This window comes from Nocardioides acrostichi (assembly GCF_015319165.1).
Lineage (GTDB): Bacteria > Actinomycetota > Actinomycetes > Propionibacteriales > Nocardioidaceae > Nocardioides > Nocardioides acrostichi.
Genome location: NZ_JADIVZ010000001.1, coordinates 503,350 through 526,659 on the forward strand (window position 1 = coordinate 503,350; position 23,310 = coordinate 526,659).

Genomic DNA, 23,310 nt, shown 5'->3' on the forward strand with positions numbered 1-23,310 from the left:
CCACCCAGAACACGCATGCCACCGGAGACTCCCCTGAGCACCAGCACGCTGCACACCGAGACCGCCCCCGACGGCACGGTCACCGCGCAGTTGCGCCAGACGACGCTGCCGTCGGGCCTGCGCATCGTGACCGAGCAACTGGCCGGTGCCCGGTCGGCGAGCATCGGCGTGTGGGTGGGTGTCGGGTCCGCCGACGAGAGCGACGTGCTGCACGGCTGCTCGCACTTCCTCGAGCACCTGCTCTTCAAGGGCACGTCGTCGCGCAGCGCCATGGACATCTCCGTCGAGCTCGACGCGGTGGGCGGTGAGTTCAACGCCTTCACTGCCAAGGAGTACACCTGCTTCCACGCGCGTGTGCTCGGTGAGGATCTGCCGCTCGCGATCGACGTGCTCGGCGACATGCTCACCGACTCCCTCCTCGAAGACGTCGACGTCGAGGCCGAGCGCGCCGTCATCCTCGACGAGATAGCGATGCACGACGACGACCCCGACGACGTCGTGCACAACCTGTTCGCCGAGCTCGCCTACGGGGCCGATACGCCGCTCGGGCGGCCGATCGCGGGTACGGTCGACTCGATCGAGGCTCTGAGCCGCACTCAGGTGCACGACTTCTACACCCGGCACTACCGACCCGAGTCGATGGTCGTCTCGGCCGCCGGCCGACTCGATCACGAGCAGGTGGTCGACCTGGTCCAGCGGGCCTTCGGTCGCAACGACTACCTCGCGGGCGACGCCACGCCGCTACGACGCGTCGGTCAGGGCGAGATCGTTCCGGTGCACGCGGGTCGTCGTTTGGTCGTGCGGCCCTTCGAGCAGGCCAACCTCGTCGTCGGCGCCGAGGGCATCGCCCGCGAGGATCCGCGGCGTTTCGCTCTCGGTGTGTTGAACACGGCCCTCGGGGGAGGCACGTCGTCGCGCCTCTTCCAGGAGGTTCGCGAGCGCCGCGGCCTGGCGTACTCGGTGTACTCCTTCGCCGGTCACCACGCGGACACCGGGCTGGTGGGCGTCTCGGTCGGCTGCCTGCCCGCCAAAGCCGAGGACGTGCTCGATGTCGTGCGCCACGAGCTCGCCGTGGTCGCGCGTGACGGTCTCACCGACGCCGAGGTACGCCGCGGTCAGGGTCAGCTGCGCGGCGGGCTCGTGCTGGGACTCGAGGACTCCGGCGCCCGCATGGCGCGGTGGGGCAAGTCGGCGCTGGTGCATCGCGAGTCTCTCGGCGTCGAGCAGGCCCTCACCCGCATCGAGACCGTCACGGTCGACGACGTCCGCGAGGTCGCCCGCGCCGTCCTGGCCGGACCAGAGATCCTCGCCGTCGTCGCCCCGGAGTGACCCGCGAGGGGTCGTGAATCGTCCCTCGAGGGGTCGTGAATTGTCCCGCGAGGGGTCGTGAATCGTGCCCCGACGGGTCGTGAATCGTGAAGCGGAGCGCAATATGCGACCCCTCGGACGACGATTTGCGACCCCTCGTGAGTCAGCGACGACCGATGATGCCGACGCAGGCAGGCACCTTGCGCTGCACCACCTGCACGCGGAAACCGCCCTGGCTCAGCGCGGCCGACGCCTTCTCCACGATCTCCGGGGTCTGCTCGGGGCGAGTGGCCTCGTAGAAGAGGTAGACCGCGCCGCCTGGCAGCACCCGCTCGTGCAGCAGGGCGATCTCATCGGCGCAGTCGCGGACCCAGAAGAGGTTCACGTTGAACGCGTACACCTTGTGCAACCGCTTGACCGGCACGCGCAGGGTCGCGAGATCGATCTGCCGCACCGTGATGCGACCGGACTCCGCGAAGCGCGCGCAGCGCCGCTTCGTGCGGTCGACGCCGGACTCCGAACGGTCGATCGCGAACAACTTGCCGGTCTCGAGCTTCATGCAGATGAGCTCGGCGCCATAGCCCGGACCGCACCCGATCTCGAGCACGTGATCGCCCGGCTGGACATCCATGAGGTCGACCGACCAACGGATCCGTGCCGGGATCGTCTGCAGCACCATGGGTCCAGCCTGCCAGATGCCCGTGTCGGCGGTGCGGCACTCCCCGATGCTGCGCACGCTCACGGCAGCGGGTATGGAACGCTGGAGCGGTGGCGGAGACGAGCGGTCAGGTCGGCGAACCGGTGAGCAGGGTGGGCGTACTGGGGGCGCGCGGCAAGGTCGGCAGCGCCGTCTGCGCTGCTGTGGACGAGGCCGACGGCCTCACGTTGGCGGCCGAGGTCGACGTCGACGACTCCCTCGACCTGCTCGTCGAGCACCGCGCCCAGGCGGTCGTCGACTTCACCCACCCCGACGTGGTCATGGCCAACCTGGAGTTCTGTATCGCGCACGGCATCCATGCCGTCGTGGGCACCACGGGCTTCGACGACGACCGGCTGGCCACGCTCACCGGGTGGCTCGACGACGCTCCTGGCGTCGGCGTGCTCATCGCCCCCAACTTCTCCATCGGGGCGGTGCTCATGATGCGGTTCGCCGCCCAGGCGGCGCCACTGTTCGAGTCCGTGGAGATCGTCGAGCTGCACCACCCGACCAAGGCCGATGCGCCGTCCGGCACCGCCGCGCGCACCGCACGGCTCGTCGCCGAAGCACGCCGGACCGCAGGATCCGCGCCGATGCCGGACGCGACGTCCACGGGTCTAGACGCCGCCCGCGGCGCCGACGTCGAGGGCGTGCGGGTGCACTCGGTGCGGGCGCGCGGACTCGTGGCGCACCAGGAGGTCGTGTTCGGCGGCCTCGGAGAGACCCTCACCGTCCGGCACGACTCGCTCGACCGCTCGTCGTTCACCCCCGGGGTTCTGGCCGCGCTGCGCAGCGTGCACGGGCGACCCGGTCTCACGGTCGGGTTGGAGAACCTGCTCGACCTCTGATCGAGGCGACCTGAGATCCACCCGGTCGATTCTCAGTAAAGGTGCATGTTCCTGCATCGCACAAACCTGCACGCACCGATCCGTGTAGGGGTGTCTGGACCTGTGGAAGCCTCCCGGACACGGTCGCCGGAGCACCCGGCGGGCCGCGACGACCGAGAGGAACACATGTTGAAGAGCACCGGACTGGCCACCGCCGCCGTCCTCGCCGCCGGAAGTGCGATGTCGATCGTGGGAGTGGCCACCGCCACCGCCACCGCGCAGAGCCCCGTCGCCACGTCGGAGACCGCGACGACCGCCACCCGGCTCGGGGACGAGGTCGTCGCCCGTCTGGCCGACCGCGCGCTCGCCGCGCTGGACTCCCACCCCCGCGCGGCCCGTGCCACCGCGGGCCAGGACTTCTCCGTGACCCACACGGCCCGCGACGCCAGCGGTGTCTCGCACGCGCACGTCGACCGCACCTACCGCGGCCTGGCCGTGCTCGGTGGTGACATGGTGGTGCACACCGACGCCTCTGGAACCCTGGAGGGCATCTCCCAGACGTTGGCCAAGCCGCTCTCTCTCGGCACCACCCCGGCCGTCGCGGCGACGACCGCCCGCGCCAAGGCCCTGGCCGCCGTCGAGGATGTGCGCGGCCTGCGTGCCGGGGGCAAGCCGACGCTCGTCGTCGACGCCTTCGACACCCCGCGGCTGGCCTGGCAGGTGCAGACGGCCGGCACCCGCACCGACGGCACGCCCAGCCAGCTCACCGTGCTCGTCGACGCCCGCAACGGCAAGGTGCTGCGCCAGTCCGAGCACGTCCAGAACGTCGACGGCGACGGCCAGACGCTCTACAGCGGCGACGTGCCGCTCAACCTCACGCAGTCGGGCTCCAGCTACCAGCTCAAGGACGCCAGCCGCGGCGGCACCTACACCACCGACATGAACAACAAGACCGACGGCTACGCCTGCCAGCTGCTCGGCATGAACTGCTCCAACGGCACCCTGGTCACCGGCTCGTCCACCACCTTCGGAAACGGGTCGAACTCCAACCGCGCGACGGCGGCAGCCGACGCGCAGTACGGCACCGACGTCACCTGGGACTACTACCAGAACGTGCACGGTCGCGCCGGCATCTTCGGCGACGGCTCGGGCTCCTTCAACCGCGTCCACTACGGCAACGGCTACGTCAACGCCTTCTGGGACGGCACCAAGATGACCTACGGCGACGGCGACGGCACCAACTACGGTCCGCTCGTCTCGCTCGACGTCGCCGGTCACGAGATGTCGCACGGCGTCACCGAGCACACCGCCGGCCTCGACTACTCCGGCGAGTCGGGCGGCCTCAACGAGGCCACCAGCGACATCTTCGGCACCATGGTCGAGTTCTACGCGAACAACGCCAGCGACCCGGGCGACTACCTCATCGGCGAGCAGTTCGACCTCAAGAACCACCTCGGTTTCCGCCGGATGGACGACCCGGCCTCCGACGGCTCCTCGGCCAACTGCTGGTCCTCGGGCGTCGGCAACCTCGACGTGCACTACTCCTCGGGCGTGGGCAACCACTTCTTCTACCTGCTCGCCGAGGGCTCGGGTGCTAAGACCATCGGCGGCGTGGCGCACAACAGCCCCACCTGCAACGGCTCCTCCGTCGCCGGCATCGGCCGCGATGCCGCCGACAAGATCTGGTTCCGCGCCCTCACGACGTACATGACCTCGGGCACCGACTACCACGGCGCGCGCACGGCCACGCTGGACGCCGCGACCGACCTCTACGGCGCCGGCAGCACGGAGTACAACGCCGTCGACGCCGCCTGGGCGGCGGTCAACGTCAGCTGACGCCGAGGTCACACCCTCGCCCGGGCGTCGGCCCGGGATCGTCGCGCTGGTCGTTCCGTGGGGGAGAGGCCAGTCGGCGTACGGGGTCCGCACCGCAAGGTGCGGGCCCCGTCTGCGTCTTCGAACGTTCCGGGGAGCCCAGCGGTAGCGGGGTGCGTGCCGCGAAGGGGTCAGGAGCGTCCGGGTGCCCGGCGAAGGGGGTCGCCCACGGCTGCCATGAAGAGCAGCGAGCCCAGGCAGGCACCGCCGACGGCTCCCCACCCGACCGACAGCCCAGGAGCCCCGAGCCCGCTCGCGGCCCCGAGCAGGGCGCCGAGAGCGACGAGGCAGCAGAACATCACGGTGCGGTGTAGGCGGGGCAGTGGACCCATCATGGTGACGGCGGGCCTTTCGGGGGTCACGCGGGCAAGGACGGGCTGTCGATACCCCCTCGAGCCGCACGCCAATCCACCCCCAGCGGGTGGGGTCTCAGGCCAGGGCCGTGTGCAGGCGGACCTGCTTGACGGTGACCGCACCGGAGCCGTCGAGGTCGAGTTCGCGATGCGCTCCGTCAGCGGCCCAGCCCGCGTCGGCGAGGAAGCCCCGCGTGGTGTCGTCGGCGGCCACGACCCAGAACACGGCGCGCGCGAAGCCGTCGGCCACGAGGGTGTCGGCGGCGGCCTGAAGCAGGCGCGAGCCGTGGCCTCGCCCGCGCTCGCCGGGATCCAACACCAGCTCCACCACCTCTCCGACGGCGACGGGGTCGCAGTCGGGATCGGAGGCGGGTGCGGTCACGATGAACCCGGTGACGCGATGGCGCTCCAGCGCGACCAGGGCTCGCTGCCGGGCGTCGCGCGGACGCGCCAACGACTCCGCCCACGCCTGCGTGGCGGCGTCCACCGCCTCGGGCCCCTGCGGGAACGCCTCGGTCGGGACGACGTCGCCGTAGGTCGCGGGCCACGAGCGCAGCTGGAGCGCGGCGATGGCCCGGGCGTCGTCGGCCCAGGCCAGTCTCACGGAGACGTCTGCGGCGGTCATGGTCACAGCGTGTCAGCCGCCCGACGGCGCGGTGTCACCGGGCGTGAGTAGGGTCGTGGGCATGGAGTTCCGCAACCTCGGTGCGAGCGGGTGCAAGGTCTCGGCCATCTCGTACGGCAACTGGCTCACCCACGGTTCGCAGGTCGAGGAGGACGCCGCCCTCGCGTGCGTCCATCAGGCGATCGAGGAGGGCATCACCACCTTCGACACTGCCGACGTCTACGCCAATACCGCGGCCGAGACGGTGCTCGGCAAGGCCCTGGCCGGCCATCGTCGCGAGTCGCTCGAGATCTTCACCAAGGTCTACTGGCCCACGGGGCCAGGCGGCCCGAACGACCACGGTCTCTCCCGCAAACACATCCTGGAGTCGATCAACGGTTCCCTGAGTCGGCTCGGCACCGACCACGTCGACCTCTACCAGGCGCACCGGTACGACTACGAGACGCCGCTGGAGGAGACGATGCTCGCCTTCTCCGACGTCGTGCGCGCCGGCAAGGCGCTCTACATCGGGGTCTCCGAGTGGCGCGCCGAGGAGATCCGCGCCGCCCATGCGCTGGCCCAGGATCTGCACGTGCCGCTGGTCTCGAACCAGCCGCAGTACTCCATGCTCTGGCGGGTCATCGAGCCCGAGGTCGTGCCCACGTGCGAGGAACTCGGTCTCGGTCAGGTCGTGTGGTCGCCGATCGCCCAGGGCGTGCTCACGGGCAAGTACGAGCCAGGGCAGGCCCCGCCCGCCGGCTCACGGGCCACCGACACCAAGGGTGGCGATCAGATGATCAGCCGCTGGCTGCGCGACGACGTGCTCGGCGCCGTCCAGCAGCTCAAGCCGCTGGCTGCAGACGCTGGACTCTCGATGGCCCAACTGGCCGTGGCGTGGGTGCTGCAGAACCCGAACGTCTCTTCGGCGATCATCGGCGCGAGCCGACCCGAGCAGGTCACCGACAACGTCGCGGCCGCCGGAGTCTCCCTCGACGACGACCTGATGGCGAGCATCGACGGCGTCCTCGAGGGCCTGGTCGAGCGCGACCCGGAGAAGACGCAGTCGCCAGCCCGCCGCGACTTCGGCTGAAGCCGCCGCGCCCGGCTGCGGCCGGACTTAGCGGTAGCGCTCGGGCAGCTGCTGACCGATCTTGACCTGCGCCTTGGGCAACCGCATGAACTTCATCTGCATCGCGCGGCTCACGGCGTACCACGTGGTGCCCCGCGTTTCGGCGTCGGGGAAGCGCGTGCTCAGGGCGCGCCGCAGGCGCATCCGGATCGTGAACATGTCGATGACCACGAGCAGCACCGTGATCAGCAGCACCGTGCTGCCGATGCCGGCGAGCTGCGAGTTGCCCGAGTAGCTGAGCACCATCGTGACCAGCAGCACCGGCATGATCACGTCGATGAACGAGAACCGGGAGTCGACGAAGTCGCGCACGAACCGCCGCACCGGGCCCTTGTCGCGGGTCGGCAGGTAGCGCTCGTCGCCGTCGCGCAGGGCCTGGCGGACCTTCTCGCGGTTGGAGGCCCGGCCGGCGCCCTGCGCGGCCATCCGTTCCTTACGAGTCGTCGGCGCCTTGGCCCGGGCGCGTGCGGCCGCCTCGGCCTCCTTGCGACTGGGGGTGGGGCGTCCTTTGCCACCCGCCTTGCCCTCGACGGCAGACGACGCCGCGGACGACGCGGACTCCTCGGACTTGCGGCGACCAAACAACGGAACGGACCTCGAGCGTGCGGCGGCAGGACGTCGCACAGCCTACTGGCGGTGCGCGCCCGCTCGCGGTGACCTACCGGCGTAGCGGGCGGTTGCCGCCCGGCCGTAGGGTGAGCAACGCGAGGCGCCCCGCGCCCGCGACCAGCCCGGACCTCTCAGGAGATGGACGCAAGCGATGAGCCTCTGGAAGCGGATGACCCTGATCTTCCGGTCGAAGGCCAACAAGGCCCTGGACCGCGCCGAGGATCCGCGCGAGACCCTCGACTACAGCTACCAGCGCCAGCTCGACCTGCTCTCCAAGGTGCGCCGCGGCGTCGCCGATGTCGCGACCAGCCGCAAGCGCGTGGAACTCCAGATGAACCAGCTCCAGCAGCAGGCCGACAAGCTCTCGGAGCAGGCGCAGAAGGCCATCGACATGGGCCGGGAGGATCTCGCGCGCGAGGCCCTGACCCGCAAGTCCGGTCTGTCGGGCCAGATCGGCGATCTCCAGAGCCAGTACGCCAACCTCCAGGCCGAGGAGGAGAAGCTCACGCTGGCCCAGCAGCGGCTCCAGGCGAAGGTGGAGTCCTTCCGCACCCGCAAGGAGACCATCAAGGCCACCTACACCGCGGCCGAGGCGCAGACCCGCATCAACGAGGCGATGTCCGGCATCGGCGACGAGATGGGCGACGTCGGTCAGGCGATCCAGCGCGCCGAGGACAAGACCGCTCAGATGCAGGCGCGTGCGGGCGCGATCGACGAGCTCATCGCCAGCGGCGCGCTCGACGACGCCAGCTCGCTCAACCGCGGCGACGACATCAGCCGCGAGCTGGAGGCGATGAGCAGCCAGGCCGACGTCGAGGCCGAGCTCGCCCGCATGAAGGGTCTCTCGGGCGGCTCGCAGCCCGAGGCGATCGAAGGCAAGGACACCGGCCCGATCCTCAGCGAGGAGCCCGCCACGGCCGAGAAGCCCGCCGACCCCTCCTGACCCCGACCACTGGCCCGCCCCGACTCCTTGCGCAAAGGGGGAGGATGAGCCCATGGCGCGCACCCGCTTCGTCGGCGACACCGGACTGACGGTCCGGATGACCTCGGTCATGTTCTTGCTGGGCCTGCTCTTCGTCGGCTTGATCGCCGTGCTGATGGGTCTCTTCGCCCAGAACCACTTCGGGATGGCGCTGCTGATCGGCCTGGCCGGTCTCGGTGTGGTCTGGTGGCAGTGGTACTCCTCCGACACCGTCGCCATGAAGGCGATGCGGGCGCGCGAGGTGAGCCCCGAGCAGGCGCCGGAGCTGCACGCCATGGTCGAGCGGCTGTGCGCGCTGGCCGACATGCCCAAGCCCCGGGTCGGGGTGGCCGACACCTCGGTGCCCAACGCGTTCGCCACGGGTCGCTCGCCGAGCCGCTCGGTGGTCGTGGTCACCACCGGGATCCTCCAGCGTCTCGACGTCGAGGAACTCGAAGGCGTCCTCGCCCACGAGCTCTCCCACGTGGCGCACCGCGACGTGCTGGTGATGACCGTGGCGTCGTCCGCCGGCGTCGTCGCGGGAATGCTCACCCAGGGAGCGCGCTACGGCGCCTTCTTCGGCGGCAACCGGCGCGGCAACAACAACGGGCTGCCGATCTGGCTGGTGGTCCTCGTCGTCTCGTTGGTGACCTACGCGATCAGCTTCCTGCTGCTCAAGTTGCTCTCGCGCTACCGCGAGCTGTCGGCCGACCGGGCCGGCGCCTACCTCACGATGAGGCCGCAGGCGCTCGCGTCGGCGCTCCAGAAGATCACGGGCGAGATGAACGCCATCCCCGAGGCGGATCTGCGCGCCCAGCAGCCGATGAACGCCTTCTTCATCGCCCCCGCCGTCAAGGGCATCTCGATGAAGTCCCTGACCTCCACCCACCCCAGCCTCGAGCAGCGGCTCGAGCAGCTCGCGCGCATCGAGGCCGAGCTGAGCCGGCCAGGGGACTGAGGCGCACGTGCGGTTCTTCGACGCGATCCTGGGGCGCTCCCGCCCCACGCAGGCCAACCTAGACTCGCTGTTCCTCGTGCCGAGCGCGGCCATCACGCTGGAGACATCCGTGGGCTTGCGGCCCACCGGCCTCGGGTCGGTCTGCTATCGGGCGGCCGCGGGCGCGGCGTTCGCCGAGACGCAGCAGGAGATCCTGACGCTGCTGCGTGAGGCCCCCGACGCACCCGACGTGCGCACCAGCACCGACGAGTTCGAGTTCACCTGGTTGGTCGTCGATGACGACCCCGCCGACATCGGTGGGCTCTGCACCGATCTGCACGCGGTCAACTCCACCCTGGAGTCCGCGGGCTTCGGCCCGGGCCTGCTCTGCTCGATGGTGCCCTTCGAGGACGCCGCCGGCCGCCGCGTCGGCTTGGTCTACCTCTACAAGCAGGGCACCTTCTACGCCTTCGCGCCGCAACCCGGCGCACGGTCGCGCGACAATCTGCTCGAGATCCAGGTGCGGGATCTCCTGGCCGGCGAGCTGCCCGTGGAGCGGGATCTGTCACGGTGGCTCGCCATCTGGGGGGCTCCCGGTTTGGCGGAGTGACCTCCCGCTCGGGTGGTCGTTGTCTAGGATCTCTGCGTGGATTCTCCCGTCTTTCACCGTGTCGCGGCGGTGTCTACGCAGGAGCGGGCGCGTGAGCTCGCGCGCTACGGGGTGATCGGCTCGGCGCCTCGCCCCGACCTGGTCGCGCTGGTCGAGCTCGCGGCGTCCGTGGCCGACGTGCCGATGGCCACGATCAATCTGCTCACCGACGCCGAGCAGTACCAGGTCGCCACCGTCGGCTTCGAGGCCTCCGTGTGCTCCCTCGACGACTCGATGTGCTCGGTCTCCGTCGAGGAGTCCGAACCGGTGGTGGTGCCGGACGCCACCCGAGATCCACGTTTCGCCCAGAATCCGTTCGTCGACGGACGGATCGGCGACGTCCGCTTCTACGGCGGTCACCAGCTGCGCACCCCGAGCGGCGTCGTGGTCGGCACCTTGTGCGTCTTCGACAGCGAGCCGCGCGAGCTCGACGAGCACGCGCGTCGACACCTGCGGGTGCTGGCGGACCGCGTCGTCGACGTCCTCGAACTGGAGCTGCGCAGCCGACAGCTCACCCGCACCATCGACGAACTCGAGGGCGTGGCCACCGAGCTGCGCCGTTCCAACGACGAGCTTGCCGCCTTCGCGGGCCAGGTCAGCCACGACGTGCGCAACCCGCTCGCCGCCATCCGGATGTCGCTCGACCTCATCCTCGAGGACGCCGAGGACGCCGAGGACAGGTCGCTCGATCCGGGGTCGATGCTCGTGGGCGTTCGACGCGCCAGCCGTGCGACCGACCGACTCCAGCGCATCGTCGTCGATCTGCTCGACTTCGCGCGCGCCGGCGGTCAGCAGGATCCGGTGCCGGTCGACCTCGCCGTGCTCGTCGCCGATGTGCGATCCGATCTCGAGGTGGCCCTGAAGGAGGCCAGCGTCGACGTAGGTGAACTGCCCGTCGTCGTGGGGGAGCCCGCGCGGCTGTGGGCCATCGTGCAGAACCTGCTCACGAACGCCGCCAAGTTCACCCGCGACGGTGAGCCGGCGCGCATCGAGGTGCGGGCCGAGCACCAGTCCGAGGTCGGCCGGTGGCGGATCTCGGTCATCGACCACGGCCGCGGGATCCCGGCAGAGGCCCGCGAGCGCGTGTTCCTCCCCCTCACCCGGCTTTCCTCCGACGTCGAGGGCAGCGGCATCGGGCTGGCCACCGTGCGCCGCATCGTCGAGGGTGCGGGCGGCCGGGTGGGCATCGAGGAGACGCCCGGCGGCGGCACGACCCTCTGGTTCGAGATGCCCGCGGTCCCGCCGTCCCCCTGACCCGTCGCGAGGTCTCGGGTGACCTGCCGTCAGTCCTTGGCAGTCTTGCCCGGAAGGTCGAGCATCCGCTGGAGAGCCACGAGCGCCTCGGCCTGGGTCTGCTCGTCGACCTCGATCCGGTTGACCACAGTGCCCTCGACGAGCGACTCCATCGCCCACACGAAGTGCGGCAGGTCGATGCGGTTCATGGTCGAGCAGTAGCAGACGGTGCGATCGAGGAAGCTGATGTGCTTGTCGGGGTGCTGGTCGGCCAGGCGCTTGACCAGGTTGAGCTCGGTGCCGATCGCCCACGAGGAACCGGCAGGTGCTGCCTCGATGGTCTTGATGATGAACTCCGTCGAGCCCACGAGGTCGGCCTTGAGCACCACCTCGTGCTGGCACTCGGGGTGCACGAGGATCTGGACGCCGGGGATGGTCGCCCGCAGTTCGTCGACGACGTCGGGGGAGAAGCGGCCGTGAACCGAGCAGTGGCCCTTCCAGAGGATCATCCGCGCGTCGTTGAGTTGCTCGGCGGTGAGTCCACCGTTGGGGCGGTGCGGATCCCAGACCACGCACTCGTCGAGGGAGTACCCCATCTGCAGCACCGCGGTGTTGCGGCCCAGGTGCTGATCCGGCAGGAACAGCACCTTCGTGTCGGGGCCGCGCTGCTCGAAAGCCCAGCTCAGAGCGGTCTCGGCGTTGCTCGACGTGCACACCACGCCGCCGTTGCGACCACAGAAGGCCTTGATGTCGGCGCTGGAGTTCATGTACGTGACCGGCACGACCTGCGCCTGCACCCCGGCGTCTGCGAGGGCCTCCCATGCGGTCTCGACCTGACTCAGCGCCGCCATGTCGGCCATCGAGCAGCCCGCTGCGAGATCGGGCAGGACGACCTGCTGGGAGTCGCCGGTGAGGATGTCGGCAGACTCGGCCATGAAGTGCACACCGCAGAACACGATGTACTCCGCGTCGGGTCGTGCAGCCGCCTCACGGGCCAACTTGAAGGAGTCGCCGGTGACGTCGGCGAACTGGATGACCTCGTCGCGCTGGTAGTGGTGGCCCAGCACGAACACGCGGCCGCCGAGAGCATCCTTCGCGGCCTGCGCCCGCGCCACCAGGTCGGGGTCGGACGCCGGCGGCAGGTCGCCGGGACAGTCGACCCCGCGCTCGGAGTTCGAGTCGTTGCCTCGACCCAGTGGCAGCAGCGGAAGATCCACGATGCTCATGGGGCGATCGTATGCCGAGCCCCGTGTTGCCTGAAAAGTCGCGGCGGGTCACATGAAAACTGGCGACGGGTCACGTGAAAACTGGCGACGGGTCACGTGAAAACTGGCGACGGGTCACGTGAAAACTGGCGACGGGTCACGTGAAAACTGGCGACGGGTCACGTGAAAACTGGCGACGGGTCACGTGAAAACTGGCGACGGGTCAGCCTCAGAGGAGCGCTCCGTTGTGCAGGTAGGGGGTCGGCGGACGCATGCCACGCACGCCCAGGAAGCCACCGGTGCCCACGGTCAGTCCGGCCGCGGTGCCGACGCGGAGGGCCCACTGGTTGGCCCCGGTGACGTGGGCGACCTTCGCGGTCTCGCCGTCCGGGGTCAGCAGGAGGGCGGCCCACAAGAGGCGCTCCGCGGTGCGGCGGTCGGTCGCGGCGAGCGCCTGCACGGAGCCCTGGTCGGCGTAGACGTAGCCCGCCGAGGTGCGCGTCTCGAGCACGAGCGGCGGAGCCATCCGTGCCAAGAGGCGGTGGTCGCCGCCGCGTCCGGCACCGCGCACTCGCCGGTCCAGGGAGTCCATCAGATCGTGGTCGCGGCCGGTCGCCTCGCGCACATGGCCCAGTGCGGGAGCCGCGGTGGGGTCCACCGAGCCGGTGAGCACCATCTGCGGATGGAGGTCGAAGCCGGCGGCCACGTAGCGGCGAACGGCCCGTGGATCCGAGGACGACGCGAGCATGCCGCGCAGGCACCCCTGCGAGTGCTGGGAGGCCGCGTCGAGGAGCGATCGCCCGACGCCTCGAGCCTGGAGGTCGGGGCGCACGGCGAACGTGGCGAGGATCCACAGGGTCTCGCGACGCAACGAGGTGGCGAACCCGACGACGTGTCCGGGGCGATCGGAGAACTCCGCCACCCAGCACCCTGGTCCGTCGGTCGCCACGAGCGAGAGGGTGCGGTCGATCCACCGCTGCGAGCGCTCGGCGGGACGACGCGACGGCTCGGGGTCGCCGGCACGCTGCTGGGCCACGTCGACGAGGTGGAAGGACTCGTCGCTGATCTGCTCGCACGCCGCCACGTCGTCGGCCCTCATCGGCCGGATCACCAGGTCGCCCACGCGACCCACCGTAGGCATCGGTCAGGATGGAGCGCATGCGAGTTCTCATCGCGCCCGACAAGTTCGCCGGCACTCTCACCGCCGTCCAGGCAGCCGAGGCGATCGCGCGCGGCTGGGGTCGCCGCAGCCCTGACGACGAGCTCGACCTCGCACCCATGTCCGACGGCGGGCCCGGGTTCGTCGACGTGCTGCACGCGGCGCTCGGCGGTGACCTGCATGCGGTGACCGTCGCCGGTCCGCACGGGTCACCCACGCCGGCGACGCTGCTCGTGGTCGACGACGTGGCCTACGTCGAGAGCGCTCAGGCCTGCGGGCTGCACCTCACGCACGGCGAGGGTGTCGAGACGGCGACGTCGCTCGGCGTCGGCGAACTGGTCGCCGCCGCCGTCGACGCCGGCGCGCGCCGGATCGTGGTGGGGCTCGGCGGCTCCGGCACCAACGACGCGGGCGCCGGGCTGCTCGCGGCGTTGGGTGCGACGTCCGACGTCGCTCTGGACGCCGGCCCGCTGGCGCTCGCGGAGCTGACGACGCTCGACCTGGCACCCGCACGTGCGCTCGTCGCCGGAACGAGGATCGTGGTCGCCAGCGACGTCGACAGTCCGCTGGCCGGGCTGTTCGGCGCGACCAAGACCTTCGGGCCGCAGAAGGGGCTGCCCGAGGACCGCCTCGCGGCGGTCGACGGGTTGCTGGAGGACTTCGCGGCTGTCGCCGACCGCAGGCTCGCGCTGGCCAAGGGCGCCGGAGCCGCAGGTGGGCTGGGGTACGCCCTCATGCTGCTGGGTGGAGAGCGGCGTCCCGGCATCGGCCTGGTGTCGGACGCCGTGGGGTTGGCCGAGCGAGCCCGTGCGGCCGACGTCGTGCTCACCGGCGAGGGGGCCTTCGACTTCTCCAGCCGCTCCGGCAAGGTGCCCTACGGGGTGGCCGAGACGGCAGCCGAAGCGCTGCGACCGTGCGTCGCCCTGGCCGGGCGGGTGCTCGTGGGGTCGCGCGAGATGCGCGCGCTGGGCGTCGAGGCGGCCTACTCGATGGTCGAGCTGGTGGGCGAGGAACGCGCCCTCGGCCAGCCCGCCGAGGCGCTCGCCGACCTCGCGGAGCGGGTGGCTCGCACGTGGTCTCGGGAATAGCCACGCCTCGCGTAGTCTTGGGGGAGTAGAGCGGCCCCGACCGACGGGCCGTCACCCACAATCTCGACGTTGGGAGCACGACATCATGACCGAGCAGGTCGAGACCGAGCGCCGCACCGACAGCATCAACCTCAGCCCCGTGGCCGCCGCCAAGGTGAAGAGCCTGCTGGAGCAGGAGGGCCGTGACGACCTCGCACTGCGCATCTCGGTGCAGCCCGGTGGCTGCTCGGGTCTGCGCTACCAGTTGTTCTTCGACGAGCGCAGCCTCGACGGCGACATCGTCACCGACTTCGACGGCGTGTCCGTCGTCGTCGATCGCATGAGCGTGCCCTACCTCAACGGCGCCCTCATCGACTTCGTCGACTCCATCGAGAAGCAGGGTTTCACCATCGACAACCCCAACGCGACCGGCTCGTGCGCCTGCGGTGACTCGTTCCACTGAGCCGCGACGGTCACCGACGCACGACACCGCAGAAGCCCCCGCAACCGGTCCGGTTGCGGGGGCTTCTGCGCTGAGGCTCCCCGAGAGGAGGGCCAGAGGCTCGTGGTCTCGACGGGCGGGTCACGGCCGTGGCACGTTCAGTCGTGCCGCTCGCTCGACCACCACAGGTCGAATCCGCTGGGGGCGCCTTCGTCAGTCGAGGTGCAGCGAGAGCGCGTTGGCGATTCGCTGGGCGGCCTCGTCGACGCGGATGTCGCGCTTGCGCACCTCGCGTGGGTAGTCGTCGAAGTGGATCGAGGGGGCCGGTCGGCCGACTCGGGCGGCGGCGCGCTCGAGACGGGCTCCGATGGCACGGTGCGTGGCCTCGCAGTCGGCGTGCATCTGCTGCAGCGAGGAGAGGTCGTCGTAGGTGCTGCGCGGTGAGGACATGGTCCGACGGTAGGGATTACCGATTAGTACTCCTAGGCCTACGCATGAGTAGTGTCGTACGACGTGTCCCACACTGAGCATGAGTCCACGCCCGCCGCTGGCCCCCTGCTGGTCGCCGGATCGATCGCGACCGATCACCTGATGCACTTCCCGGGTCGCTTCGCCGACTCGCTCGTGGTGGAGCAGTTGGACAAGATCTCGCTGTCCTTCTTGGTCGACGATCTGGAGATCCGCCGCGGCGGCGTGGCGCCGAACATCTGCTTCGGCCTGGCCCAGCTCGGCGTGCCCAGCGTGCTCGTGGGGGCCGCCGGCGAGGACTTCGCGGGCTACCGCTCGTGGTTGGAGCGCCACGGCGTCGAGTGTGCCCACGTGCGCATCTCCGACTCCCAGCACACCGCGCGTTTCGTGTGCACGACCGACCCCACCGGTGCGCAGATCGCCTCCTTCTACCCCGGGGCGATGAGTGAGGCGCGGCTCATCGAGCTCTCGCCGATCGTGGCGACGGCGGGCCACCCCGCCTACGTACTCATCGGCGCCGACGACCCCGACGGCATGCTCCGGCACACCGAGGAGTGTCGACAGCGTGGCTACCGCTTCATCGCCGACCCCAGTCAGCAGCTCGCGTTCAGCGACGGCGCGCTCATCCGTCAGCTCATCGACGGCGCCGCCATCGTCATGACCAACGAGTACGAGTCGCACATGATCGAGCAGAAGACCGGCTGGAGTGCCGACGAGGTGCTCTCCCGGGTCGGTATGCAGGTCACGACCCTCGGCAAGGACGGCGTCCGCATCCGCCGGGTCGGGGAGCCGGACGTCGTCGTGTCGGCGGCCGCGAACGTGACCCCCCTCGAGCCGACCGGCGTGGGCGACGCCTTCCGGGCCGGGTTCCTCGCCGCCGCCACCTGGGGCCTCGACCTCGAGCGCCAGGCGCAGGTCGGGTGCGTGCTGGCCGCCTACGTCGTCGAGACGGTCGGCACCCAGGAGTACGGGTTCACCTCGGCGGACTTCTTGGCGCGGGTCGAGGCCTCCTACGGGCCTGCGGCTGCCGCGGACGTCGCTTCGCACCTAGGCTGAGCGGGAACCCCTCGCCACGCCAGCGCGTCGGAGGGGCATGAGACTGCTCCACCCCCTCGTCATCCTCGCGGCGCTGCCGCTGACCGGCTGTGGCTCGGACGTCGGCGTGAGCGCCGGTGGCGACTGCCTCAGCACCTACGACGGCGTGGTGAGTGCGGAGTCGTGGCCGGCCCTGAAGCAGTCGCTGCTGGACTCCGATCACTTCGGTCGCGTGGCGGGCGTGCGCACGCAGGCGCGCGGCGACGACGTTGAGAGCCGGGGTGACCAAGACGCCGTCCGCGTCGTCGATCTGCTGAACCGGCGTGACCGGCGGCTGGCCCAACTCGAGGTGTGGCGCACCGACGACGGCGGGTGGAGCGCCGGACAGTGGGGCCAGTGCACCGACTGATCCGAGGCTGAGCACTCAGGTGCGGCGCACCCAGTAGCGGGGCACGCCATCGGGGGCGGCGTCCTCGCCCAGGAAGACCTGGCCGCGCATCCGGCACCAGGCGGGCACGTCGACACGCGCCGCGACGTCGTCGGCGACGACCGCGACGGTGCCGCCGACGTCGACGTCGGTGTGGCGTCGTCCGAGCTCGATGATCGGCAACGGGCACGGGCGGCCGCGGCAGTCGAGCTCGAGGTCGGGGCCTGACCCGCGGCCGTCGGGGTTGCTCACAGCCCGATCTCCGCCCGAAGATCCTGGACGACGCCCGGCAGCACGGCGCAGAAGCGCTCCACCTGCGCCTCGGTGACCTGGCGTCCCAGTGAGACGCGGACGTTGCCGTGCGTGAGGGCCCCCATCGCGGCGAGCACGTGGCTCGGCTCAAGGGTCGATGCGGTGCACGCCGAGCCGCTGGCCACGCCGAAGCCGTGGCGGTCCAGGGCTCGCACGAGCGCCTCGCCCGGCACGTAGAGGCACGAGAACGTCACCAGGTGGGGCAGGCGGTCGCGCGGGTCACCGACGACATCGGTGTCGGGCACCGCGGCCGCCGCCTCACGGATCCGATCGACCAGGCGGCGCTGGCGTGCGGCCACCTCGTCGTGCTCGGCGAGCGTGGCGCGCAGGGCTGCAGCGGCCGCGAGCGCCCCTGGTACGTCGGGCAGGCCGCCCCCGGCGTCCGTCGGTGCCGGGTCGCCTGGAAACGGGTTGGTCCAGCGCGCTCCGCGACGCACGATCATGACGCCGACTCCCGGCGGCCCGCCCCACGCGGTGGCGTGACCCGCGGCCGCCGACCAGTGCTCGGCGGGCAGGTCGAGGTGGCCCAGGGCGGGGGAGGCGTCGACGAACATCGGCACGCCGTCAGGAAGCGGGAAGGCGCCGACGGGCTGCACCGTGCCGACTTCGTGGTTGGCCAGTTGCACGGCCGCGACGGCAACGCCGGCGCCGGCGCAGTGCGAGATCACGTCGGCCTCGGCGACAGCCCCGCGCAGGTCGACCGGCACCTCACGGGTTTCGCCGCCGTGCGAGCCGGCCCACCACAGCGCCGCGTGCCGCACGTGAGCGTGCTCGACCGCACTGTGCACGACGTGGCCGCCCACGCGCACTCGCGCGGCGGCGAGCCCGAGCATGCCGCGCTGCACGGCGTCGACCGGGGAGGTGAAGAAGACCTCCTCGCGACGCAGCCCCAGGCACTCGGCCACGACCTCGCGGGCGTTGTCGAGCAGTAGCCGCGCGTCGCGTCCGGCCCCGTGCAGGGCGCGCGGATCGGCGAAGCCGCGCTCTTGGGCGGCGGTCATCACCTCGCGTGCGGCCGGATGCAACGGCGCCCCCGCCCCGGCGTCCAGGTGCACGCGCTCGGCGCCAGGTTGCGACTGCGTCACAGGTGCCACGGTAGGACACCCCGATGCCGACCGTCGCGCCTGCGTCGCGGTAGTCTGCGGCGTACTCCTGACGGCTTGAGAGGAAGGCTCCTGCGTTGAGTCTTAAGCACCCGATGAGAGCGTCGGGCACCCGGCGCAACCCGGCTGCTCGCCTGGGCCGCGCGGCGGTCCTGGCCGCCGGTGTCCTGTTGCTCGCCGGCTGCTCGTCGCAGTCGAAGGGCGAGTGGGAGCGGCTGGCGATGCCCGAGCCCGCCACGAAGCAGGGTGAGAGCACGCTCGCGCTGTGGCAGGGCGCCTGGATCGCGGCCCTGGTCACCGGCGTCATCGTCTGGGGCCTGATCGCCTACGCCGTCATCCGCTTCCGGCGTCGCAGCGACGACGAGATCCCGGTGCAGACGCGCTACAACATGCCGCTGGAGATCTTCTACACGATCGCGCCGATCATGATGGTCGTGGTGTTCTTCGTGCACACCGTCCGCGTGCAGAACATCGCGCTCGACGAGGAGCCGACGCCCGACAACATCATCGAGGTCACCGGCCAGCAGTGGGCATGGACCTTCAACTACGGCCTCGGCACCATGGACGCCTCGGCCGACGACGACAAGACCGACGACAACTTCGCCTACCAGCACTACACCTACGAGGTGGGCACCGCCGGGTACATCCCGACGCTGGTGCTGCCGGTCGGCGAGACGACCCGGTTCAACCTGCACAGCCCCGACGTCATCCACGACTTCGGTGTGCCGGCCTTCCTCATGAAGATGGACGTCGTGCCCGGGCGGGTGAACTCCTACCAGCTCACCCCCACCAAGGAGGGCGACTACGAGGGCAAGTGCTACGAGCTCTGCGGGCTCTACCACTCGCGCATGCTCTTCCACGTCAAGGTCGTCTCGCCGCAGGAGTACGAGGACTACGTCCAGAGCCTGGTGACCCGCGACGGTGACTCGGGCGATGAGCGCGAGAGCGACAAGCCGCTGCTCGGCAGCAGTGAGGCCAGCAGCCAGTACGGGCTCGAGACCAGCACCGAGGGAGAGAGCGAATGACCGCGACCGCTGCGCGTCCGACGGGGTCGGTGGCGCGCAAGCCACTGGGCCAGCTCGTGGTGCGGATGCTCACCACGACCGATCACAAGCTGATCGGCAAGATGTACCTGGTCACCGCGTTCGCCTGGTTCCTCATTGCCGGCGTGATGGCCCTGCTGATCCGCTCCGAGCTCGCGTTCCCGGGCCAGCAGGTCGTCAACGACGAGGTCTACAACCAGCTGTTCACGATGCACGGCACGATCATGCTGCTGCTGTTCGCGACCCCGCTGTTCTTCGGGTTCGCGAACGTGATCATGCCGCTGCAGATCGGCTCGCCCGACGTCGCGTTCCCACGGCTGAACATGTTCAGCTACTGGCTGTTCCTCTTCGGCGGCCTCATCGCCGGCAGTGGCTTCTTGACCCCCACCGGCGCAGCCGACTTCGGCTGGTTCGCCTACACGCCGCTCTCGGACGCCGTCCGCTCGCCCGGCGTGGGTGGAGACCTGTGGATCATGGGTCTGTGGATGGCGGGTCTCGGCTCGATCCTCGGTGCGGTCAACTTCATCACCACGATCATCTGCATGCGCGCCCCGGGTATGACCATGTTCCGGCTGCCCATCTTCGTGTGGAACACCCTGGTCACGAGCCTGCTCGTGCTCGTCGCGTTCCCCGTGCTGGCCGGTGCGCTGCTCTCGCTCGAGGCCGACCGCCTCTTCGGTGCGCACGTCTTCGACACCGCCCATGGCGGGGCGATCCTCTGGCAGCACCTGTTCTGGTTCTTCGGCCACCCCGAGGTCTACATCATCGCGCTGCCGTTCTTCGGCATCGTCACCGAGATCCTGCCGGTCTTCAGCCGCAAGCCGGTCTTCGGCTACGTCGGTCTGGTCGCGGCGACGCTGGGTATCGCGATCCTCTCGGTGGCGGTGTGGGCGCACCACATGTTCGTCACCGGTGCGGTCGACCTGCCGTTCTTCTCGGGCATGACGTTCCTCATCGCGGTGCCGACGGGGGTGAAGTTCTTCAACTGGATCGGCACGATGTGGGGCGGTTCGTTGAGTTTCGACACGCCCATGCTGTGGTCGATCGGGTTCTTGACGACGTTCCTCTTCGGTGGCCTGACCGGCATCATCTTGGCCAGCCCTCCGTTGGACTTCCACGTGTCCGACTCCTACTTCGTGGTCGCGCACTTCCACTACGTCGTGTTCGGCACCGTGGTGTTCGCCATGTTCGCCGGCTTCTACTTCTGGTGGCCGAAGATGACCGGCCGGATGCTGGACGAGCGGCTGGGCAAACTGCACTTCTGGCTGCTGTTCATCGGCTTCCACACCACGTTCCTGGTGCAGCACTGGCTCGGAGTGGAGGGCATGCCCCGGCGGTACGCCGACTACCTGCCCTCCGACGGCTTCACCACGCTGAACCAGGTCTCGACGATCGGCGCGTTCATCCTCTCGCTGTCGATGCTGCCGTTCTTCTACAACGTGTGGGTCTCGCGCAACGCTCCCGAGGTCGGCGTCGACGACCCGTGGGGCTGGGGCCGCTCGCTTGAGTGGGCCACCTCGTGCCCGCCGCCACGGCACAACTTCCACACGATCCCGCGGATCCGTTCGGAGTCGCCGGCCTTCGACCTGCACCACCCCGAGATCGCGGCGATCGAGCTCGACCACAACGCCGCGGCCGAGGAAGGCGTCATGGCCGACGCTCCGAACATGCAAGGACGCCGCGAGACCGTCGAGGGCACGACTGACGAGGAGAACCGCTGATGAAGGCCGAGGCTTGGATCTTCGGTGGCTGCACCATCTTCCTGATCTTCGTGACGCCCGTCTACTGGCTGATCACCTCGGCCAGCGATCACGGCGGCGATTGGACCGGCACCTCCGCGCTGACCATGACGACGTTGCTGACGCTGATGGTGTTCATCTACCTCTACTTCCACGCGAACAAGATGGATCCTCGACCCGAGGACCGTCTCGACGCCGAGATCGCGGACGGCGCCGGTGAGCTCGGCTTCTTCCCGCCGTACTCGTGGTGGCCGCTGTGGGCGGCCCTGACCCTGGGGCTCATCGTGTTCGGCACCGCCCACCAGGCCTGGTGGCTCGCCGTCATCGGGGGAGTGCTCGGCGCCGTCTCGCTGTGTGGGTTGGTCTTCGAGTACTACCGGGGCGAGCACGCTCACTGATCCATCGTCGGCCGTGGCCTCACTCCGATGGGTGAGGCCACGGCCGATGAGGATCACGATGTGATCAAGACGCGGCCCCGGCACGCCGTCCGCGACTCGGACTGAGCGCCTCCAGCCTTTACGCTGGGGGGTGCCCGTGCATCGTCGATGCGCCGGCTGCGTTCGCCGACACCCTTGGGGGATCCTCCGTCATGTCACGCCGCTCCTGCCCCGCGCTCGCGCACCGGTACCGTCCGGTGCTGCTGATCGGGGCCGCCGCCTTGGCGCTCGCGGCCCTCAGCGGCTGCGAGACGTCGTCGCAGTCCGGTGCGCAGGAGCGTGCCGCGGCCACGTCTGGAGACGACTCCGCGACCGAGCCGGCGGTCCAAGTGCCCGAGCCCGCGTTCACCAGCAACGTCGACGGCGCCAAGAACGTAGCGGTCGACACGCGCGTGGCCGTCACCGTCGAGAACGCCACGTTGAAGTCGGTCACCGTGAAGTCGCCCGAGGGCGCGGTCGCGGGTGACCTGGCCGGCAACAAGTACAGCTGGCGCGCCTCCGACCTGCTCGAGCCGGGCACCACCTACCAGGTGATCGCCAAGGGCACCGACGAGGCCGGAGATCCGGTGCGCAACGCCAGCCGGTTCACCACCCAGGCGTTGACCCTCGACCAGCAGACCTACCCCTCGATCGCGCCGTTGGACGGCGAGACCGTCGGCGTCGGCATGCCCGTCATCGTCCACTTCGACGTGCCCGTGACCGACCGCGCTGCCATCGAGAAGCACCTCACCGTCACCTCGACGCCGAAGCAGGCCGGCAGCTGGCACTGGATCAGCGACAACGAGGTGCACTGGCGCCCCCAGAGCTACTGGAAGCCCGGCACCAGCGTGCACGTCGCGGCCGACATCAACAGCATTCCGGCCGGCAACGGTATCTACGGGCAGATGGACCGCGATGCCGACTTCACGGTCGGTGACGCGCACATCTACAAGGTCAACGCCCAGACCCACCAGATGCAGGTGTTCCGCAACGGCAAGCTGCTGCGCACCATCCCGATCACCACGGGCAAGCCGGGCTTCGACACCCGGAACGGCACCAAGGTCATCATCGAGAAGTTCGCCTCCAAGCGGATGAACTCCGAGACCGTCGGCATCGGCGGCTCCGAGGCCTACGACCTCGACAACGTGCAATGGGCGATGCGCCTGACGTACTCGGGTGAGTTCATCCACGCCGCACCGTGGTCGGTGGGCAGCCAGGGCTACGCCAACGTCTCGCACGGTTGCACCGGCATGTCCACGGAGAACGCCGCCTGGCTGTACGCCATGAGCCGCCGCGGCGACGTCGTCGTGACCACCGGCACCAACGGCAGCCAGATGGACCTCACCAACGGTTACGGGGACTGGAACGAGTCCTACGCCCAGTACCGGCAGGGGTCGGCCCTCTAAGCCGCTGCGCGGCCCCCTGGCTGCTGCCCGCGGCCTCGGGGTCGTCGCTTCGCCCGCCCCCCGAGAGGCCAGGATCTCGCTGCGCTCGCCGCTCGTTGTCTTCCGAGCAACCAGGCTCGCTGCGCTCGCGGTGGCTCGAGCTGCTGACGCGGCCGTGCCCGCTCACCGTTGGCGCCACGCCTTCACTCGTGACCGTCGGGTGACTCTGAGGGTCTGCCCGCCCCTCCGGTTGCCCGCCTGTCCGGTTGCCCGCCTGTCCGGTTGCCCGCCTGTCCGGTTGCCCGCCTGTCCGGTTGCCCGCCTGTC

General features: G+C 70.1%; 25 protein-coding genes. 16 read left to right on the top strand and 9 right to left on the bottom strand.

Going from position 1 to position 23,310, the window contains the following annotated elements; genetic code table 11:
- Positions 1–15: 15 nt before the first annotated feature.
- Entirely contained in the window at positions 16–1,329 is a 1,314-nt protein-coding gene (locus ISG29_RS02380; RefSeq protein WP_194501735.1) for a M16 family metallopeptidase, read from the top strand.
- A gap of 142 nt (positions 1,330–1,471) precedes the next feature.
- On the opposite strand, the gene ISG29_RS02385 is transcribed toward ISG29_RS02380, so the two are convergent.
- A complete protein-coding gene (locus ISG29_RS02385) occupies positions 1,472–2,050 on the bottom strand; it encodes a class I SAM-dependent methyltransferase (RefSeq protein WP_328827645.1) in 579 nt (192 codons plus the stop codon).
- A gap of 59 nt (positions 2,051–2,109) precedes the next feature.
- On the opposite strand from ISG29_RS02385, the gene dapB reads away from it, so the two are divergent.
- Positions 2,110–2,853, top strand: coding sequence for a 4-hydroxy-tetrahydrodipicolinate reductase (gene dapB / locus ISG29_RS02390; RefSeq protein ID WP_194502239.1), 744 nt, complete (start codon positions 2,110–2,112; stop codon positions 2,851–2,853).
- Positions 2,854–3,018: 165 nt separating this feature from the next.
- On the top strand, positions 3,019–4,668 hold the full coding sequence (locus ISG29_RS02395; protein ID WP_194501736.1) for a M4 family metallopeptidase: 1,650 nt from the start codon (positions 3,019–3,021) through the stop codon (positions 4,666–4,668).
- Between the two features lie 170 nt (positions 4,669–4,838).
- Here the strand turns inward: ISG29_RS02395 and ISG29_RS02400 are convergent, their stop codons facing one another.
- On the bottom strand, positions 4,839–5,069 hold the full coding sequence (locus ISG29_RS02400; RefSeq protein WP_194501737.1) for a hypothetical protein: 231 nt from the start codon (positions 5,067–5,069) through the stop codon (positions 4,839–4,841).
- A 67-nt stretch (positions 5,070–5,136) separates the two neighbouring features.
- Positions 5,137–5,685, bottom strand: a complete 549-nt coding sequence (locus ISG29_RS02405) for a GNAT family N-acetyltransferase (protein ID WP_194501738.1) — start codon at positions 5,683–5,685, stop codon at positions 5,137–5,139.
- 61 nt (positions 5,686–5,746) lie between these two features.
- Between ISG29_RS02405 and ISG29_RS02410 the strand changes: the two genes are divergently transcribed.
- Positions 5,747–6,754: an aldo/keto reductase family protein gene (locus ISG29_RS02410; protein ID WP_194501739.1), complete on the top strand. Its 1,008-nt coding sequence runs from the start codon at positions 5,747–5,749 to the stop codon at positions 6,752–6,754.
- A 27-nt stretch (positions 6,755–6,781) separates the two neighbouring features.
- Here the strand turns inward: ISG29_RS02410 and ISG29_RS02415 are convergent, their stop codons facing one another.
- On the bottom strand, positions 6,782–7,378 hold the full coding sequence (locus ISG29_RS02415) for a DUF3043 domain-containing protein (protein ID WP_194501740.1): 597 nt from the start codon (positions 7,376–7,378) through the stop codon (positions 6,782–6,784).
- 175 nt (positions 7,379–7,553) lie between these two features.
- On the opposite strand from ISG29_RS02415, the gene ISG29_RS02420 reads away from it, so the two are divergent.
- From ISG29_RS02420 to ISG29_RS02435, 4 genes are read left to right on the top strand one after another with little or no spacing between them, the layout of a single operon-like run.
- Complete coding sequence (locus ISG29_RS02420; protein WP_194501741.1) at positions 7,554–8,345, top strand: PspA/IM30 family protein; 792 nt, start codon at positions 7,554–7,556, stop codon at positions 8,343–8,345.
- A gap of 52 nt (positions 8,346–8,397) precedes the next feature.
- Positions 8,398–9,321: a zinc metalloprotease HtpX gene (gene htpX / locus ISG29_RS02425; RefSeq protein WP_194501742.1), complete on the top strand. Its 924-nt coding sequence runs from the start codon at positions 8,398–8,400 to the stop codon at positions 9,319–9,321.
- A 7-nt stretch (positions 9,322–9,328) separates the two neighbouring features.
- Positions 9,329–9,910 carry a PspA-associated protein PspAB gene (gene pspAB, locus ISG29_RS02430; RefSeq protein ID WP_194501743.1) on the top strand — a complete coding sequence of 194 codons (582 nt, stop codon included), beginning with the start codon at positions 9,329–9,331 and terminating at the stop codon, positions 9,908–9,910.
- A 36-nt stretch (positions 9,911–9,946) separates the two neighbouring features.
- Positions 9,947–11,203, top strand: a complete 1,257-nt coding sequence (locus ISG29_RS02435; protein ID WP_194501744.1) for a sensor histidine kinase — start codon at positions 9,947–9,949, stop codon at positions 11,201–11,203.
- 29 nt (positions 11,204–11,232) lie between these two features.
- On the opposite strand, the gene nadA is transcribed toward ISG29_RS02435, so the two are convergent.
- Both nadA and ISG29_RS02445 read right to left on the bottom strand, forming a co-directional pair.
- On the bottom strand, positions 11,233–12,408 hold the full coding sequence (gene nadA, locus ISG29_RS02440; protein ID WP_194501745.1) for a quinolinate synthase NadA: 1,176 nt from the start codon (positions 12,406–12,408) through the stop codon (positions 11,233–11,235).
- Positions 12,409–12,616: 208 nt separating this feature from the next.
- Positions 12,617–13,510: a GNAT family N-acetyltransferase gene (locus tag ISG29_RS02445; RefSeq protein ID WP_194501746.1), complete on the bottom strand. Its 894-nt coding sequence runs from the start codon at positions 13,508–13,510 to the stop codon at positions 12,617–12,619.
- A gap of 35 nt (positions 13,511–13,545) precedes the next feature.
- Here ISG29_RS02445 and ISG29_RS02450 point away from each other — a divergent pair, with 35 nt between their 5' ends.
- Entirely contained in the window at positions 13,546–14,634 is a 1,089-nt protein-coding gene (locus tag ISG29_RS02450) for a glycerate kinase family protein (RefSeq protein ID WP_194501747.1), read from the top strand.
- 85 nt (positions 14,635–14,719) lie between these two features.
- Positions 14,720–15,076 (top strand): iron-sulfur cluster insertion protein ErpA, encoded by a 357-nt coding sequence (gene erpA / locus ISG29_RS02455; protein WP_194501748.1) that lies wholly within the window; start codon positions 14,720–14,722, stop codon positions 15,074–15,076.
- Between the two features lie 192 nt (positions 15,077–15,268).
- Here the strand turns inward: erpA and ISG29_RS02460 are convergent, their stop codons facing one another.
- On the bottom strand, positions 15,269–15,505 hold the full coding sequence (locus ISG29_RS02460; RefSeq protein ID WP_194501749.1) for a hypothetical protein: 237 nt from the start codon (positions 15,503–15,505) through the stop codon (positions 15,269–15,271).
- A 141-nt stretch (positions 15,506–15,646) separates the two neighbouring features.
- Here ISG29_RS02460 and ISG29_RS02465 point away from each other — a divergent pair, with 141 nt between their 5' ends.
- Both ISG29_RS02465 and ISG29_RS02470 read left to right on the top strand, forming a co-directional pair.
- The gene (locus ISG29_RS02465) at positions 15,647–16,579 is read left to right on the top strand and encodes a carbohydrate kinase family protein (RefSeq protein ID WP_194502240.1); all 933 of its coding nucleotides are present in this window, start codon (positions 15,647–15,649) and stop codon (positions 16,577–16,579) included.
- Between the two features lie 37 nt (positions 16,580–16,616).
- Entirely contained in the window at positions 16,617–16,967 is a 351-nt protein-coding gene (locus ISG29_RS02470; protein WP_194501750.1) for a hypothetical protein, read from the top strand.
- Between the two features lie 15 nt (positions 16,968–16,982).
- Here the strand turns inward: ISG29_RS02470 and ISG29_RS21230 are convergent, their stop codons facing one another.
- Together ISG29_RS21230 and ISG29_RS02480 are read right to left on the bottom strand one after the other, a co-directional pair.
- Positions 16,983–17,237, bottom strand: a complete 255-nt coding sequence (locus ISG29_RS21230; RefSeq protein ID WP_194501751.1) for a sulfurtransferase TusA family protein — start codon at positions 17,235–17,237, stop codon at positions 16,983–16,985.
- Positions 17,234–18,382 carry a cysteine desulfurase family protein gene (locus ISG29_RS02480; protein WP_328827659.1) on the bottom strand — a complete coding sequence of 383 codons (1,149 nt, stop codon included), beginning with the start codon at positions 18,380–18,382 and terminating at the stop codon, positions 17,234–17,236. Before ISG29_RS02480 ends, ISG29_RS21230 begins: the two co-directional genes overlap by 4 nt.
- 113 nt (positions 18,383–18,495) lie before the next feature.
- Here ISG29_RS02480 and ctaC point away from each other — a divergent pair, with 113 nt between their 5' ends.
- The 4 genes from ctaC (at position 18,496) to ISG29_RS02500 (ending at position 23,004) form a co-directional block, all read left to right on the top strand.
- A complete protein-coding gene (ctaC, locus tag ISG29_RS02485) occupies positions 18,496–19,425 on the top strand; it encodes an aa3-type cytochrome oxidase subunit II (protein WP_194501752.1) in 930 nt (309 codons plus the stop codon).
- Positions 19,422–21,164 (top strand): aa3-type cytochrome oxidase subunit I, encoded by a 1,743-nt coding sequence (gene ctaD, locus ISG29_RS02490; protein WP_194501753.1) that lies wholly within the window; start codon positions 19,422–19,424, stop codon positions 21,162–21,164. Before ctaC ends, ctaD begins: the two co-directional genes overlap by 4 nt.
- A complete protein-coding gene (locus tag ISG29_RS02495) occupies positions 21,164–21,580 on the top strand; it encodes a cytochrome c oxidase subunit 4 (protein ID WP_194501754.1) in 417 nt (138 codons plus the stop codon). Before ctaD ends, ISG29_RS02495 begins: the two co-directional genes overlap by 1 nt.
- A gap of 191 nt (positions 21,581–21,771) precedes the next feature.
- Entirely contained in the window at positions 21,772–23,004 is a 1,233-nt protein-coding gene (locus tag ISG29_RS02500; RefSeq protein WP_194501755.1) for a L,D-transpeptidase, read from the top strand.
- Positions 23,005–23,310: the final 306 nt, after the last annotated feature.